Source organism: Nonomuraea sp. NPDC049649, from assembly GCF_040675175.1.
Taxonomy (GTDB): Bacteria; Actinomycetota; Actinomycetes; order Streptosporangiales; family Streptosporangiaceae; genus Nonomuraea.
The window spans coordinates 168,815-184,511 of sequence record NZ_JBFAOH010000013.1; the positions used below are offsets into that span (position 1 = coordinate 168,815).

14 protein-coding genes and 1 pseudogene are annotated in these 15,697 nt (G+C 71.8%); 11 read left to right on the forward strand and 4 right to left on the reverse strand.

Translation table 11 applies throughout. The features are described 5' to 3' along the window. Positions 1-61 precede the first annotated feature (61 nt). The 4 genes from AB0J42_RS19395 (at position 62) to AB0J42_RS19410 (ending at position 3,688) form a co-directional block, all read left to right on the forward strand. Positions 62-1,495 (forward strand): nitronate monooxygenase, encoded by a 1,434-nt coding sequence (locus AB0J42_RS19395; protein WP_364296152.1) that lies wholly within the window; start codon positions 62-64, stop codon positions 1,493-1,495. Positions 1,496-1,504: 9 nt separating this feature from the next. Then, positions 1,505-1,948 carry an Rrf2 family transcriptional regulator gene (locus tag AB0J42_RS19400; protein WP_364296154.1) on the forward strand — a complete coding sequence of 148 codons (444 nt, stop codon included), beginning with the start codon at positions 1,505-1,507 and terminating at the stop codon, positions 1,946-1,948. Between the two features lie 63 nt (positions 1,949-2,011). Beyond that, positions 2,012-3,196 carry a globin domain-containing protein gene (locus AB0J42_RS19405; protein WP_364296156.1) on the forward strand — a complete coding sequence of 395 codons (1,185 nt, stop codon included), beginning with the start codon at positions 2,012-2,014 and terminating at the stop codon, positions 3,194-3,196. A gap of 63 nt (positions 3,197-3,259) precedes the next feature. Then, complete coding sequence (locus AB0J42_RS19410) at positions 3,260-3,688, forward strand: hemerythrin domain-containing protein (RefSeq protein ID WP_364296158.1); 429 nt, start codon at positions 3,260-3,262, stop codon at positions 3,686-3,688. A gap of 350 nt (positions 3,689-4,038) precedes the next feature. Here the strand turns inward: AB0J42_RS19410 and AB0J42_RS19415 are convergent, their stop codons facing one another. Beyond that, positions 4,039-5,178, reverse strand: coding sequence for an acyl-CoA dehydrogenase family protein (locus AB0J42_RS19415; protein ID WP_364296160.1), 1,140 nt, complete (start codon positions 5,176-5,178; stop codon positions 4,039-4,041). A gap of 2 nt (positions 5,179-5,180) precedes the next feature. Next, positions 5,181-8,543: an indolepyruvate ferredoxin oxidoreductase family protein gene (locus AB0J42_RS19420; RefSeq protein WP_364296162.1), complete on the reverse strand. Its 3,363-nt coding sequence runs from the start codon at positions 8,541-8,543 to the stop codon at positions 5,181-5,183. A 156-nt stretch (positions 8,544-8,699) separates the two neighbouring features. On the opposite strand from AB0J42_RS19420, the gene AB0J42_RS19425 reads away from it, so the two are divergent. The 7 genes from AB0J42_RS19425 to AB0J42_RS19455 all read left to right on the forward strand — a co-directional run bounded on the left by AB0J42_RS19425 (position 8,700) and on the right by AB0J42_RS19455 (position 14,776). Further along, positions 8,700-9,158: an Lrp/AsnC family transcriptional regulator gene (locus tag AB0J42_RS19425; RefSeq protein WP_364296164.1), complete on the forward strand. Its 459-nt coding sequence runs from the start codon at positions 8,700-8,702 to the stop codon at positions 9,156-9,158. Between the two features lie 56 nt (positions 9,159-9,214). After that, positions 9,215-10,993, forward strand: coding sequence for an NAD(P)/FAD-dependent oxidoreductase (locus AB0J42_RS19430; protein WP_364296166.1), 1,779 nt, complete (start codon positions 9,215-9,217; stop codon positions 10,991-10,993). A 435-nt stretch (positions 10,994-11,428) separates the two neighbouring features. Next, positions 11,429-11,938, forward strand: a complete 510-nt coding sequence (locus tag AB0J42_RS19435; RefSeq protein WP_364296168.1) for a DUF5709 domain-containing protein — start codon at positions 11,429-11,431, stop codon at positions 11,936-11,938. A gap of 10 nt (positions 11,939-11,948) precedes the next feature. Next, positions 11,949-12,371, forward strand: coding sequence for a hypothetical protein (locus AB0J42_RS19440; protein WP_364296170.1), 423 nt, complete (start codon positions 11,949-11,951; stop codon positions 12,369-12,371). Between the two features lie 22 nt (positions 12,372-12,393). Further along, positions 12,394-12,813, forward strand: a complete 420-nt coding sequence (locus AB0J42_RS19445) for a DUF2795 domain-containing protein (RefSeq protein ID WP_364296172.1) — start codon at positions 12,394-12,396, stop codon at positions 12,811-12,813. 26 nt (positions 12,814-12,839) lie between these two features. Further along, complete coding sequence (locus tag AB0J42_RS19450; RefSeq protein WP_364296174.1) at positions 12,840-13,556, forward strand: DUF2071 domain-containing protein; 717 nt, start codon at positions 12,840-12,842, stop codon at positions 13,554-13,556. A 140-nt stretch (positions 13,557-13,696) separates the two neighbouring features. Next, positions 13,697-14,776 (forward strand): hypothetical protein, encoded by a 1,080-nt coding sequence (locus AB0J42_RS19455; RefSeq protein ID WP_364296176.1) that lies wholly within the window; start codon positions 13,697-13,699, stop codon positions 14,774-14,776. 40 nt (positions 14,777-14,816) lie between these two features. Here AB0J42_RS19455 and AB0J42_RS19460 read toward each other — a convergent pair whose 3' ends face one another. Further along, positions 14,817-15,368, reverse strand: coding sequence for a helix-turn-helix domain-containing protein (locus AB0J42_RS19460; RefSeq protein ID WP_364296178.1), 552 nt, complete (start codon positions 15,366-15,368; stop codon positions 14,817-14,819). A gap of 134 nt (positions 15,369-15,502) precedes the next feature. Further along, positions 15,503-15,697, reverse strand: a pseudogene (locus AB0J42_RS19465) (IS5/IS1182 family transposase); the annotation flags it as partial.

Sequence of the window (15,697 nt, forward strand, 5' to 3'; positions counted from 1 at the left end):
CGGGCGTTATGGGACTTTGGCCCCTACAGCACCACGCGCCGCCGATGATCCACTGGCCACCATGGCCAGGAGTGCGCAAGGCGCCCCGCCCGTCCTGATCCAGGGCGGCATGGGCGTGGGAGTGTCGGGGTGGAGGCTGGCGCGGGCGGTGTCCCGTGCCGGGCAGCTGGGCGTGGTGTCGGGGACGGCCCTGGACCTCACCCTGGCCCGGCGGCTGCAGCGCGGCGATCCGGACGGCGACCTGCGGCGGGCGCTGGCCGCCTTCCCGGTGCCGGAGGTGGCCGCGCGGGTGCTGCGGCGCTACTTCGTGCCCGGCGGCATCCCCGAGGGGACGCCGTACCGGCCGGTGCCCCGGCTCGGGCTGCGGCAGAGCCGCGCGCTGGACGAGCTGACCGTGGTGGCCAACTTCGCCGAGGTGTACCTGGCCAAGGAGGGCCACGAGGGCCTGGTCGGCGTCAACTACCTGGAGAAGATCCAGCTCGCCACCCCGGCCGCCGTCTACGGCGCGATGCTGGCCGGGGTCGACTACGTGCTGGTCGGGGCGGGCATCCCGGCGGAGATCCCGCACCTGCTGGACGAGCTGGCCGCGCACCGCCGGGGCGAGCTCTCCGTCACCGTGGCCGACGGCGACCCCCGGCCGGTGGCGGTCGAGCCGAACCGGCTGTTCGGGCGGACGCTCCCGCCGCTGCCGCGCCCCCGGATGCTGGCGATCGTGTCCTCGCACGTACTGGCCGCCTATCTGGCGCGCTCGCCGCGCACCCGCCCGGACGGGTTCGTGCTGGAGACGCCGGTGGCGGGCGGGCACAGCGCGCCGCCGCGCGGCCGGATGGCGCTCGACGAGCGCGGCGAGCCGGTGTACGGGCCGCGCGACGCGCCGGACCTGGCCAAGGTGGCGGCGATCGGGCTGCCGTTCTGGCTCGCCGGAGGGTACGGCACCGCGGACGGCCTGGCGGCGGCGCTGGCCGCGGGGGCGGACGGCATCCAGGTGGGCTCGGCGTTCGCGCTCTGCCGGGAGTCGGGACTGGACCCGGCGCTGCGCGAGCGCCTGCTGCGGGGCGCGCTCGACGGCACCCTCACCGTGCGCAACGACCCGCTGGCCTCGCCGACCGGGTTCCCCTTCAAGGTCGCCGACGTGCCCGGCACGCTCGCCGATCCGGCGGTCTACGACGCCCGGCCGCGCCTGTGCGATCTGGGCTACCTGCGCATTCCGTACGAGAAAACGGACGGCGCGATCGGTTACCGGTGTCCCGCCGAGCCGGTCGACGTGTACGTGCGCAAGGGCCGCCCGGCCGAGGAGACCGAGGGGCGGCGCTGTCTGTGCAACGGGCTGCTCGCTGCGATCGGGCTCGGCCAGCACCGCCCGGACGGCTACGCCGAGCCGCCCCTGCTCACCCTCGGTCAGGACACCGGTTTCCTGGCCGGGCTGCCGCGCGACCACTCGGCGGCCGACGTGATCGAGCGGATCCTGGTGGGAGCGCGCGCCGGGACGGCCTAACTTGGGGTCATGCGCCTGACCGCTTTCACCGACATCGCCTTGCGGATCGTGATGCGCCTGGCCGTGGTGTCAGGCGACGAGCTGATGACGACCCGGGAGATCGCCGACGTGCTCGCCGTCCCGTACACGCACGCCGCCAAGGCGGTGGCCCGGCTGAGCGAGCTGGGCCTGGTGGAGGCCAGGCGCGGGCGCGGCGGCGGGCTGCACCTCACCGAGTTCGGGCGCGGCGCGTCGGTGGGCGCGGTCGTGCGCCGGCTGGAGGGCGACGGCGAGGTGGTGGGCTGCGAGGACGCGCTGATGCCGTGCCCGCTGCGCGCCGCCTGCCGGCTGCGGGCCGCGCTCCGCGAGGCGCAGGAGGCCTTCTACGCCTCGCTCGACAAGATCACGATCACCTCGCTGGTGGCGGGCTCCGCCGGGCCCGTGCTGCTGTCGCTGACAGCCCCTCCCGAATGAGGGACCGAGGAACCGCCCAAATAATATGCATCTCAGATACCAATTTATCTGGGAGGTTCCTCCATGCTCTCCGCGGAAAGCGCGGCCACCGTCCGCACCACGCTGCCCGTCGTCGGCGCGGCGCTGGACGAGATCACCACCAGGTTCTACGACACGATGTTCGCCGACCGCCCCGAACTGCTCGACGGCCTCTTCAACCGGGGCAACCAGCGCAGCGGCGAACAACGCAGGGCGCTGGCCGGATCCATCGCGGGCTTCGCCAAGGCGCTCCTGGAGAACCCGGGCGAGCGCCCCGACGCGCTCCTGTCACGCATCGCGCACAAGCACGCCGCCGTCGGCATCACCGACGACCAGTACGTGATCGTCCACAAGTACCTCTTCGGCGCCATCGCCGAGGTGCTCGGCGACGCCGTCACCCCCGAGGTCGCCGCCGCCTGGGACGAGGTCTACTGGCTCATGGCCGGCGCGCTCATCGCGATGGAGGCCCGCATCTACGCCGAGGCGGGCGCCCGCGACGGCCGCACCTGGCGCACCTGGCGGGTCGCCGACCGGCGCGAGGAGACCGCCGACGTCATGTCGCTGCTGCTCGCCCCGACCGGCGACGAGCCCGTCCCGCCCGCGCTGCCCGGCCAGTACGTGAGCGTCCGGGTCCGCATGCCCGACGGAGTCCACCAGCTCCGGCAGTACACGATCTCCGGGTTCGGCGAGAACGGGCTGCGCAGGATCACCGTCAAGCGGGTGCGCGGCGAGGGCGCACCCGACGGCGAGGTGTCCAACCTGCTGCACGCTACCGTCAAGCCCGGCGACGAGCTCACCCTCTCCGCGCCCTTCGGCGACGTGGTGCTCGGCGACGGCGACCGCCCGCTGGTGCTCGCCTCCGCCGGCATCGGCTGCACCCCCATCACCGCCATGCTCCAGCACTTGGCGCTCACCGCCGACCAGCGCCGCGTCCTGCTGCTGCACGCCGACCGCTCCGCCGCCCACCACGCGCTCCGCCGCGACATGGAGGAGCTGACGGACGCGCTGCCCGCCGCCGACCGGGTCTTCTGGTACGAGCACGGCACCGGCGGCCGGCCCGGCCGGATCGACCTGACCGGCGTGGACGTGCCCGAACAGGCGGTCGCCTACCTGTGCGGCCCGCTGGAGTTCATGCGGGACGCCCGCGAACAGCTCATCCGGGCCGGAGTGGCGCCCCGCGACATCCACTACGAGGTGTTCGGCCCCGACCTGTGGCTTCCGGCGGCCTGATCGGGGACCAAAGTCACTGCCCGGCGCGGTCTCCCGCGAGGAGACTGAAGGCCTGAGGAGGCCATGATGTGCAACTACTGCGGATGCCGCGACTTCCCGCTGATCGGGCGGCTCTCCCAAGAGCACGCCGACATCGGCGAGGTCGCCCGCGCCCTGCGCCGGGCCGTCGACCAGGGCGCCCACGACGAGGCGCGCGAGTTCCTCGACGAGCTGCTCGCGCTCCTCCTGCCGCACACCGCCGAAGAGGAGCGGGGCCTCTTCGCCGAACTGCGCACGGAGGGCAGCCTCGCCGCCGAGGTCGCCCGGCTGTGCGGCGAGCACGCGCAGATCCACCAGGTGCTCACCGCGATCGACCGGGCGGCCCCCGACTGGGACCGGGTGCGCGACGCCGTCCAACTGCTCCACGACCACATCGACAAGGAGGAACACGGCCTCTTCCCCGCCGCCGTGATCGTCCTGCCCATCCCGGCCTGGGACCGCATCACCGCCTGACTCTGCCCTGGCCGACTCCTGGCACACCGTCGACGTGACACTCGAACTCTGGGACGGCCGGCCACCCGCCGACGACGCTCAATGGGCCCGCACCGCGAAAGCTCGGGCAAGGTCCGAGTCTTGGGAACCGAGGGTCACTCCTCCGGCAACATCATGGACTTGCGCGGCCGGGCCCGCCGCTGGTCCGTGAGCGCCGGCGTCCGCCCCGGTCCGGGTGCCCGATACCCCGAAGAACGTCCACCCGAAGGGCTGGAGACGTACCGCCTGCGGTTCTGGCCCGCGAATCTCTGACCTTCTGCTTGCAAGGCAGGCATCTTCAATTCGCCGTCGCGGGTTTCCGCATGTCAGGGCTACTTGGCCAGATGTCTGCTGATCACCAGCCGCTGGATCTGGTTGGTGCCCTCGAAGATCTGCATGATCTTGGCCTCGCGCATGTACCGCTCCACCCGGAACTCACGCGTGTACCCGTACCCGCCGAACACCTGCACCGCGTCCGTCGTCACCTTCATGGCCGCGTCCGTGGCGACCAGCTTGGCGACCGAGGCCTGCCGGGAGTAGTCGAGCCCGGCGTCGCGGCGGCGGGCGGCGTCCAGATAAGTGGCCCGGGCCGAGTCGACCGCGGCCGCCATGTCCGCCAGGAGGAAGCCGAGCCCCTGGTGGTCGATGATGCGTTTGCCGAAGGTCTGGCGTTCCTTGGCGTAGGCGACCGCCTCGTCGAGGGCCGCCTGGGCGAGGCCGACGGCGCAGGCGGCGATGCCGAGGCGGCCGGAGTCGAGGGCGCTGAAGGCGATCTGGAGGCCCTGGCCTTCCGCGCCCAGCAGCCGGGAGGAGTCGAGCAGCACGTCGTCGTAGTGGGCGGTGGTGGTGGGGACGGCGTGCAGGCCCATCTTCTCTTCGGGGCGGCCGAAGGTGAGGCCGTCGGCGGAGCCGGGGGCGAGGAAGCAGGAGATGCCGCGGCTGCCGGGGCCGGTGCGGGCGAACAGGGCGTAGAAGTCGGCGATGCCGCCGTGGGTGATCCAGGCCTTGTTGCCGGTGATGCGGTAGCCGTCGCCGGTCCGGGTGGCCTGGCAGGTGAGGGCGGCGGCGTCGGAGCCGGCCTGGGGTTCGGAGAGGCTGTAGCCGCCGATGAGGCGGCCGGCCAGCATGTCGGGGAGCCAGCGGGCTTTCTGCTCGGGGCTGCCGTAGGCGTGGACGGGGAAGCAGGCGAGGGTGTGGACGCTGACGGCGACGGCGACCGATGCCCAGCGGGCGGCCAGCTCCTCGATGACCTGCAGATAGACCTCGTAGGGCTGGCCGCCGCCGCCGTACTCCTCCGGGTAGGCGAGGCCGAGCAGCCCCGCCTCGCCCAGCAGCGCGAACAGGCCCGACGGGTAGGTTTCGGCGCGTTCGTGCTCGTCGACCCGGCGGGCGAGCTCCTTGTCGGCGATCTCGCGGGTCAGCTCGATGAGGTCGCGGGCGTCCTGGCTGGGCAGCAGGCGGTCAACGGTCACGGTCACTCCTGGTTGAGGGCGGCGAGGGCCGCGGCGGCGCGGTCGCGGTAGGCGGCGACGCGGGCCAGCTTGATGTCCTCGTACCCGCGGATGCTTTCCGGCAGCGCGGCGAGCTCGGCGACGGCGGCGGCGTTGCCGGGGGTGAGGCGGGCGAGCGCGGCGTCCATGAGATCACGGTATTCGCCGATGAGCTGCCGCTCGACCCGGCGTACCTCGGCGCGGCCGAACAGGTCGAAGGCGGTGCCGCGGAGCACGCGGGCGGCCCGCAGCCCGCGGAACAGCGGCCCTGCCGTGCGGCCCAGCCGGATCTTGCGCTTCAGGCCGAGTTCGCGGAACACCGGCGGGTGGAGCAGCACGGACACCTTGGCGTCCGGGCCGAACTCGCGGTCCCGGCGGGCCCGTTCGGCGGGGTCGAGGTGGAGCCGGGCGACCTCGTACTCGTCCTTGTAGGCCATGAGGTGGTAGAGGCTGCGGGCGTACGCGAGCGTGATGCGGGTGCCGGCCTCCAGGCCGGCGCGTTCGACGGCGAGCGTCTGGACGCGCCGGACGTCGTTCTCGTACGTGCGAGCGTACGCGGCGTTCTGGTAGCCGGTGAGGTCGGCGACGCGGACGGCGACGGCCTCCTCCAGCCCGAGGGGTTCGGGGACGGTGAGGCCGGCGGCCTTGAGCACGGCGTCGCGGTCGGCGGCCAGGGCGCGGCCCCAGCGGAAGGCGGCCACGTTCTTGTCGACGGCGGCCCCGTTGAGCCCGATGGCCCGCTCGATGGCGGCGGCGGAGACGGGCAGGCAGCCGTGCTGGTAGGCGGCGCCGATGAGCAGCATGTTGGCCGGCATGTGGTCGTCGAAGAGCGCCTCGGCCAGGCCGTGCGCGTCGACGTGGAGGCCGTCGCGGGTGGCGGTTCCGATGCGGGCGAGCGCGTCGGCGGGTGAGCCGGGCATCGGCGTGCGGCCGGTGACCATCTCGGCGGTGGGCACGACAGAGGTGTTGACGACGGCGATGGTCCGGTCGGGGGCGGCGGCGGCGAGGTTGGCGTCGGCGGCGGCGCCGAGCAGGTCGAAGCCGATGAGCACGTCGGCGGTGCCGCGGGTGGCCCGGGACGAGCCGGTGAGGGGCCGGTCGGAGATGCGCACGTCGCTGACGACCGGGCCGCCCTTCTGCGCCAGGCCGGTCTGTTCCAGCCCGGCGGCGTGCAGGCCGTCGAGGTGGGCGGCCATCTGCAGGATCTGGGAGACGGTGACGACGCCGGTGCCGCCGATGCCGGGCATCCTGATGAGGACGGTGCCGCCGACCTTGCGGTCCGGTTCGCCGGGTTCGACGGGCAGGTCGGGCACCCGGTGCTCGCGTCTGGTGCCCGGCTCGACCAGCAGGAACGACGGGCAGTCGCCCTTGAGGCAGCTCAGGTCGGTGTTGCAGGACGGCTGGTGGATGCGGGTCTTGCGGCCGAACTCGGTCTCGACCGGCTGCACGGACAGGCAGGTGGAGACGTCGCCGCAGTCGCCGCAGCCCTCGCAGACGCGCTCGTTCACCACGATCTTGGCGGCGGGGACGGGCAGTTTGCCGCGCTTGCGCAGCCGCCGTTCCTCGGCGGCGCAGCGGTCGTCGTGGATGAGCACGGTGACGCCGTCGACCCCGGCCAGTTCCCGCTCGGCCTCCTGGAACTCGTCGCGGTGGCGGACGCGGGCGATGCTGGGCAGCCGGACTCCCCGGTACGTCTCCGGCTCGGGGGTGGTGATGATGATCCGCCGTACGCCTTCGAGGGCGAGCTCGTGCGCGAGGGCGGGCACGTCGAGGCGGCCCTCGGCGCGCTGGCCGCCGGTCATGGCGACGGCGTCGTTGTAGAGGAGCTTGTACGTCATCGTCACGCCGGCGGCGACGGCGGCGCGGACGGCGAGCGAGCCGGAGTGGTGGTAGGTGCCGTCGCCGAGGTTCTGCACGAAGTGGCGGTCGTCGGTGAACGGCGCCAGCCCGATCCACTGGGCGCCCTCGCCGCCCATCTGGGTGAGCCCGACCTGGGTGCCGCGCCCGTCGCCGTCCAGCGCGATCATGGCGTGGCAGCCGATGCCGACGCCGACGAGTGTGTCGTCGGAGGTGCGGGTGGAGGTGTTGTGCGGGCAGCCCGAGCAGAAGTACGGGGTGCGCGCGGCGATCAGCGGCAGGGTGCGCCGGGTTCGGGGCCTGGCCGGTTTCCTGGACAGCTTCTCGGGGCCGACGCAGCGGGCGAGGGCCTCGGCCACCTCGTCGGCGCCGAGCGTGCCGCGGGCGGTGAGCAGGTCGCGGCCGTGCACGGCCGGGGTGTGCTCGCCTCCGTAGAGCGCCTGCTTGAGCTGGCCTTCCAGGAACGGCACCTTGTCCTCGACGACGAGCACCCGCTCCAGGCCGGCGGTCTGCGCGGCCAGCGCGGCGGGGTCGAGCGGGAACGGCATGCCGATCTTGATGAGCCGCAGCCCGAGGTCCGCCATCGCGTCCTCGTCCAGGCCGAGGTCGGCGAGCGCGCGGCGGACCACGGCGAAGCCGGTGCCGGAGGCGAGGATGCCGAGCCTGGCCTGCGGGGCGTCGAACTCGATCCGGTTCAGCCCGTGGGCGGTGGCGTAGGCGCGGGCCACGCCGAGGCGGCGGGTGAGCATGTCGTGCTCGGCGTCGAGCGAGGCGGGCCCGACCAGCACGGGCGGCTTGCGCGGGCCGGTCCGCTCGGGCTCCGGGATGCCGTACGGGCCGCCGACCTCGACGGTGGCGGCCGCGTCCGCGACGTCGGCGACGATCTTCAGGGCGGTCCACAGGCCGCTGGCTCGGGAGAGCGCCACCGCGTGCAGCCCGTACTCGATGAGCTCGGCGACCGAGCCGGGCGCGAGCAGCGGCATCGACAGGCTCTGGCACATCGGCTCGCACGAGCTGGGCACGGTGGAGGACTTGCTGCCGGGGTCGTCGCCGATCCAGGCCACGGCCCCGCCGAGCGGCGCGGTGCCGGCCAGGTTGCCGTGGCGGATGGCGTCGGCGGCCCGGTCCAGGCCGGGGTTCTTGCCGTACCAGAAGCCGGTCACCCCCTCGTGACGGCGGCCGGGCACCGCGTCGAGGAGCTGGGTGCCGGCCACGGCGGTGGCGGCCAGCTCCTCGTTCAGGCCGGGCTGGAAGACCACGCCGGCGGGCTCCAGGAAGCGCGCTGCCCGCGCCATCTCCAGGTCGACGCCGCCCAGCGGCGAGCCCTGGTAGCCGGAGACGAAGACGCGGGTGTCCAGGCCGCGCTCGCGGTCCAGCCTGCGCTGCTCCAGCGTCAGGCGGACCAGGGCCTGGATGCCGGACATCAGCACCCGGCCGCTCTCGGCCGCGTACTTGTCGTCGATCGACACCTCGACGGGAGTCACGCTCACGCGAACCTCCTTCGTGCAGGGGGTGTGACTCCCAGCACAGCAACGGCGCCCATGAACGCGCAAGAGTCAACCGGCTGAGAGGTTGAAAGACGCAAAAAGTTTGAGATTGTTGGCGGTATCGGCTGCTTTCTTTGCGCCGATGAGGAGGGTTTTCCCATGTCAGAGGTGGACGAGATCGACCACCGGCTGCTGCGCCTGCTCCGGGAGGACGGCCGCCGGACGTTCTCCGAGATGGCCGAACAGGTGGGGCTGTCGGTGGCCGCGGTCAAGCGCCGCGTGGACCGGCTCAAGGACATCGGGGTGATCACCGGGTTCACCGTCGAGATCGACTACGCGAAACTGGGCTGGGGGATCGAGGCGTTCACCGAGCTGAGCTATCCGGGGACGACGCCGGTCGGCGAGATCGTGCGGACCGCGGCGACCGTGCCGGAGGTGCAGGAGGTGTTCACGATCGCCGGCGATCCGGACGCGCTCATCCACGTCCGGGTCCGCGACCTGGGCCATCTCCAGCAGGTGGTGGACCGGCTGCGGCGGGCAGGAGACGTGACGGGCACCAAGACGCTGCTGGTGCTCGGCTCGTGGACCCGGGACACGCTGACGCCGCGGCCGCGCTGAGCCTTGTGGGCGCTTTTCCGGAATGACATTCTGGAATCCCGGTCGTAGGGAGCATTGTGGACAAGGAAGCCGTTCGCCTGAAATATCGGGAAGAGCGTGACAAGCGACTCCGTTCCGACGGCAACGACCAGTACATCCGCCTGACCGGCCGCTTCTCCCACTACCTCCACGACCCGTACACGCCGCGAACCGAGCGGGACCCCAAGACCGACGACGTCACCGTGGCCTTCATCGGCGGCGGCTTCGCCGGGCTGCTCACCGGGGCCCGGCTCAAGGAGGCCGGCATCCACGACGTGCGCATCGTCGAGAAGGGCGGCGACTTCGGCGGCACGTGGTACTGGAACCGCTACCCGGGCGCGCAGTGCGACACCGCCTCGTACGTCTACATGCCGCTGCTCGAAGAGACCGGCCACATGCCGACGGAGAAGTACGCGCACGCCCCCGAGATCCTGGACCACTGCCGGCGCATCGGCAAACACTTCGGCCTCTACGACGACGCGCTCTTCCACACCGAGGTCACCGGCCTGGAATGGGACGACACCCGGTCCCGGTGGATCGTCACGACCGACCGCGGCGACGCCTTCACGGCGCGGTTCGTCGCGATGGGGATCGGGCCGCTGCACGTGCCGAAACTGCCCGGCATCCCCGGCATCGAGGACTTCCGCGGCCACACCTTCCACACCAGCCGATGGGACTACGCCTACACCGGCGGCGACCCGTCCGGCGCGCCCATGGACCGGCTCGGCGACAAGCGGGTGGGGATCATCGGCACCGGCGCCACCGCCGTGCAGTGCGTGCCGCATCTGGCGCGGGCGTGCGGGGAACTGTACGTGTTCCAGCGCACACCGTCCTCCGTGGACGTACGAGCGAACCAGCCCACCGACCCCGACTGGTTCGCCTCGATCGCGACACCCGGCTGGCAGCGGCGCTGGCTGGAGAACTTCACCGCCATGCAGACCGGCGTGCTCGCCGACGAGGACCTGGTGATGGACGGGTGGACCGACATCGCCCGCCGGGTCCGCGCCAAGATCGCCGAACTGCCGGCCGAGCAGCGGACCCTGGGACGGATGCTGGCGGCGTTCGAGGACTCCGACTTCGAGAAGATGGCCGAGATCAGGGCCCGGGTGGACGCCGTGGTCCAGGACCCGGAGACGGCCCGGCGGCTCAAGGCGTGGTACCGGCAGCTCTGCAAGCGCCCCTGCTTCCACGACGAATACCTCCAGGCCTTCAACCGCCCCAACACCCACCTCGTCGACACCGACGGCCAGGGCGTCGAGCGCATCACCGCCCGGGGTGCCGTGGTCTCGGGCCGGGAGTACGAACTCGACTGCCTCATCTACGCCACCGGGTTCGAAGTCGGCACCCCGTTCACCCGGCGCGCCGGCTACGACCTGATCGGCCGCGGCGGCATCAAACTGTCGGAACGCTGGGCCGCGGGCATGCGCACCCTCCACGGCATCCACGTGCACGGCTTCCCCAACGCCTTCATCGTCCAGCCCACCCAGGGCGCGAACCTCGTCTCCAACATCCCCCACAACCTCACCGAATCCGGCACCACCATCGCGACGATCATCCGTCACGCCCTCGACCACGGTCACCGCGAAGTCGAAGTCACCAAGGAAGCCGAAGACGCCTGGGTCGAACTCCTGCTCACAGGCACCGGCGGCATCCTCGGCGGCCCCGACTGCACCCCCGGCTACTACAACAACGAAGGCAAGGACGCCGGCCTCCTCGGCCGCCTCTTCGTCGGCTACCCCCACGGCGCCACCGCCTTCTTCACCTACATCGACCACTGGCGCACCTCCGGAACCTTCGAAGGCCTCACCTTCCGCTGACGATCCCTCTCGGGGTCGGCCTCCGGACCAACTCGCCTCCAGGCTGAGCGGCGACTGTCTCCTTCCACCATGCAGGTTCCACCGCCGCCCAGCGTCTCTCGTGATGCGCTTGTCGTCCTCCACATCACCCGTGGTGCGTGGGTTGTGAGGTTGCGGGTCGCTTTCTGTCCCACATCTTCTGGTGGAGCCCCTCCGGGGCGTGAGGTTGCGTCGCTCTCCACCAGCGTCTACGGCGGGTACGTGAGGGTGCGGTCGTCCTTCCCCACATCTTCCACCTGCACCGCATACGGCGGGTTCGTGAGGGTGCGGTTGGCCTCCCCCCACATCTTTCACCGGTACCACCTACGGCGGGTTCGGCTTCTGCGGGGGGTCACTCGTGAGGTGGCGGTCGTCTGGGGTAGCGGGCGAAGGACGGCAAGCACCGAGGGGGACGTTGTGACAGAACGCGATCCGCGCTCGCGGTTCGAGGACGAGGGCATCCCGGATCTCCAGAACGGCACGCCGGAGCAGCAATGGGCCGAGGACCCGCAGGAGGCCCCGCTCCCGGCGGACTACCCGGTGGGGGTCGACGAATACGGCACGACGGTCGACGAGCAGATCCAGGGCGAGTCCCTGGAGGGCCGTCTGGAGCGCGAGGTGCCGGAGGAGGAGGCCGCGTTCGGCGCGGACATCCCGGTGACCGTGCAGCGGGCCCCGGAGCCGGACCCCGATGAGCGCCCCCTCACCGAGGACGGCGGCCTGGGCGTCGGCTCCGACCTCGACACCTCTTTCCAGCCGGACAGCGGAGTCGACGAGCGCGTGGACCCGAGCCGGGCGGGCCGCCTGGTGGCCGAGGACGAGGGCGCGCACTCCGACACGGAGCCGGACGAGGTGGCCCGCGACGTCGGCGCGGACGGGGGCGGCTACTCGGCCGAAGAGGCCGCCATGCGGATCGAGCCGGAGTAGGGAGACCACGATGAGCAGCAAGGACAAGGGCGGTTATGCGGAGGAGGCCGGCTATGTGGCCGGGCGCGACGACGAGTACAGCGTGACCGCCGGGTCCGACGAGAAGGCCGTGTCCGCCCGTACCGACGAGATCGAGGACCACGAGGAGGTCGTCGCCGGCCCCAGCCCGCACCCGATGCCGTCCCGCGACGATCAGGGCCACGGCGGCGACCCCGGTTTCCGCGTGGAGGGCCCGGTGGACGAGGAGAGGCACGGCGAGGTGGACGACGACGGCCGCGTCCTGGGCGAGCACGTCCCGGCGGGCGGTCATCTGAGCGGCGACACCGACTGGGTCGACTCCGACATCGCCGAGGACCCGGACGCCGGATCGGGCCGCAGCGAGGCGGGGAACGGCGGCTACCTGCCGGGCGAGGGCACCGGACGGCCCTACTGACACCGTACGAAGGAATGATGGCATGAACCAGCAGCGAGGCAGCGACAAGCACGGCCCGCGCGTGGACGAGGAGCAGAAGCACGAGACGCAGAGCTTCGTCCAGGGGTACGAGGACGCCCGGGCGCAGGAGTACCGGCAGCCGGAGCCGACGGGCGACGCGCCCGGCGAGGGCGGGCTGGCCGGCACGCCGCGCGCGCAGGAGCCCGGCTCGCCGGAGGGCATGACCGCCGAGGAGGTGGACAGCCGGAGCAACCTGGCCCGCTGGATCAGCGGCGTGCACGCCTTCCCGGCGGACAAGAAGGAGCTGGTGGAGCGGGCGCAGGAGCAGTTCGCGCCGGACGCGGTGGTGTCCGCGCTGCGGTCGCTGCCGGAGCGCAGCTACGAGAACATGAACGACGTGGCGGGCGAACTGGGCATCACCGGACAAGGCCAGTTCGACTAGATCGCCGGGCGGGTAGGGAGACGGTCATGGAAGCCCCGCCCTCCCCGCGCATCGACCGGCCGGTGATGTATCAGCGCTGGTCGAACACCACGTTCCTGCACTGGCGTTACCCCTCGGCCCTGGTCCAGACCCTGGTGCCGGACCATCTGACGGTCGAGACGTTCGACGGGACCGCCTGGGTGGGGCTGGTGCCGTTCCTGATGGAGGACGTGCGGTCGCCGGGCCTGCCGGTGCTGCCGTGGGTGTCGAGGTTCCCGGAGACGAACCTGCGCACCTACGTGCGTGACAGGGACGGGCGGGCCGGGGTCTACTTCTTCTCGCTCGACGCCGGCCGGCTGCCCGCCACGCTGGGCGGGCGGGCCGGCTTCGGGCTGGCGTACTACTGGTCCGACATGTCAGTACGGGTCGACGCCGGGCTCTGGCGTTACCGGTGCCGCCGGATCTGGCCGGGCCCGGAAGCGCACTGCGATGCCGAGGTCAAGGTCGGCCTGGCGCTGACGGAGCAGGAGCGGGACGAGCTGACGTATTTCCTAACGGCCAGGTTCCGGCTGTTCTCGAAGCTCGCCGGTCAGCCCGTCACGGCGGAGGTGGAGCATCCGCCCTGGCCGCTGCACCACGGGGAGGTGCTGGAACTGGACCAGTCGTTGCTGCGCGCGGCGAGCCTGCCCGAGCCCGGCCACGACCCGCTGGTACACGTTTCCCCCGGCGTACCGACCCGCATCGGCATGTGGCGGCCCCACTGAGGCGATCCCGGCGACTCTCATCTGCCGCCACCGCTCGACAGCGCCGCTACCAGCGCGGATCCGACCGGATGATCGCGAACTGTCACCGGCGTACTAGGGTAATCCCGACGTAATCGGGGTTGCAGAGGACGGGGGTCGCCGTGCAGCGCGTCAGCCGACGGGTCACTACCATCGCCGGGGCGGGCGTTGTCGCTCTGCTCCTGGCCGGCTGCGGAGGCTCCGATACCAGCACGAACGTCAGCGATGACAAGCCGAAGGCGGAGCCGGCCGCCGCCGCCACGGCTACGCCGCTGACACTCGATACCGAGCCGCGGCAGGTGCAGTACACCGACCGCGACAAGAAGGCGCACGAGCTGACGGTCCATCCGGCCACGCTCGAACTCGGCTCGGCCGACGACCTGGAGGGCGTGCGGCTCGACGAGAAGCTGCGTGGGATGGTGCCGCACTACCTCACCGTGTCGATCGCCAACAACGGCTCGGGTGAGGTCAAGAGCGCTCAGGTGATCAACAACTTCCGGCTGGCGCTCGCGGACGGCACCGCCGGCACGCCTGTCTCGTTCTTCAGCGGCAACCCGCTGGCCTCGCCCGGCGACAGCCCGCTGGAGACGTGCAACGGGACGAAGGCTCCGCGCGACTTGGCGGCAGGGCAAGAGGCGACGGAGTGCCGGGTCGTGCTGCTGCCCAAGGACACCAAGCCCGCCACCGTCTCCTACAGCGACGAGTCCGGCGTCCAGTTGTGGAAGGTCGAGGGCGGCGACGCCGGCAGTAACCTGCTTCCCCCGGACAAGTCGGTCAAGGTGCAGTGGAAGGGCACGCGGGACACGGAGGTGCCGCTGACCGTCAAGCCGAGGAGCGTGCGCGAGGCCGGCCCCAACGCGCTCGCCGACTACAAACTGAACGCCAGGCAGAAGGCCGCCACCACGTACTTCGTCACGCTCCAGTACCGCAACAACGGCAGCGACAAGCTGTACCCGGGCATGGACAAGGCGGTCTTCCTGCGCACCGCGAGCGGCCAGACCCTGCGCCCGCTCACCCTCATCGCGATCGGCAGCAGGGGCCCCAAGGGCTGCGAATCGTCCGTGCCCTACGGCATGGTGGAGCCCGGCAAGAGCGTCCGGCAGTGCGGCGTCTACCTCGTCGGCAAGGGTGACAAGCCCGTCGCGGTCACCTTCTCCTCCACCGCCGACGGAGCCGAGCCCGTGACTTGGCGGGTGCCCTGACGTAAAGGCCGAGCGCCCTCCGCTCCGGTCGAACCGCGGGCTAGGGGCGGATGCCGTCGAGGGCGAGGCTGAGGAGGCGGAGGGCTGTCGGCGGGTCGCCTTCGGTGGCCTGGGTTACCGCCTCCACCAGGGTGAGCAGGTCGTCCGGGGAGACTTCGGGGCGGATGGCGGCTGCCTCCGAGGCGCGGTCCACCAGCATGACGGTGGCTTCGCGTACGACGGCGTGGCAGGTGTCGTCGGCCGGTGCTTTCGCTCCGGCGGACAGGGAGGCGGGCAGGCCGCGGGTGTCGGCGGCGGCGATCGTCAGCTCCTCCAGCCAGCTCACGAGTCCGGTGCGGGGGTCGCCGGCGGCGAGTTCGCGGGCGCGTCGGCGGAGGCGCTCGACCGTGTCGCGGAAGACCTCTTCGAGCAGCGCCTGGCGGGAGGGGAAGTGCCGGTGCAGGGTGGCGGAGCCCACGCCGGCATCGCGGGCGATCTCCTCTAGGGAGACCTGGGCTCCGTCGCGGGCGACGAGGGCCGCGGCCGCCGCGAGGAGCCGTTCATGGTTGCGTTGCCAGTCCGATCGCTGCGGTGCGGTCTTGGGGTTCGCCATGAGGGCAATCTTCTCAGTTCGACAAAACGGAGGGGCACCCCATATGTTGGGCGAGCCAAAACGGGGTGGCCCCCCACATCGAGCGATGGAGGATCGCCGTGTCTGAATTCGTCTTAGAACTCCTAACAGAATGATCAGCGGACGAGGCGGCGCCAGCAGATGATGGCAGCGGCCAGCGTCATGAAGGCCTCGTGGATGTCATCGCGAATCTCCCAGCGGATGCGCAGGCGGCGAAACCAGTGCAGCAGCGCGATCGTCCGCTCGACCACGTAGCGATGCACGCCCAGGCCGCTGCCGTGCGGGGTGCCCCGGCGAGCGATGATCGGCTT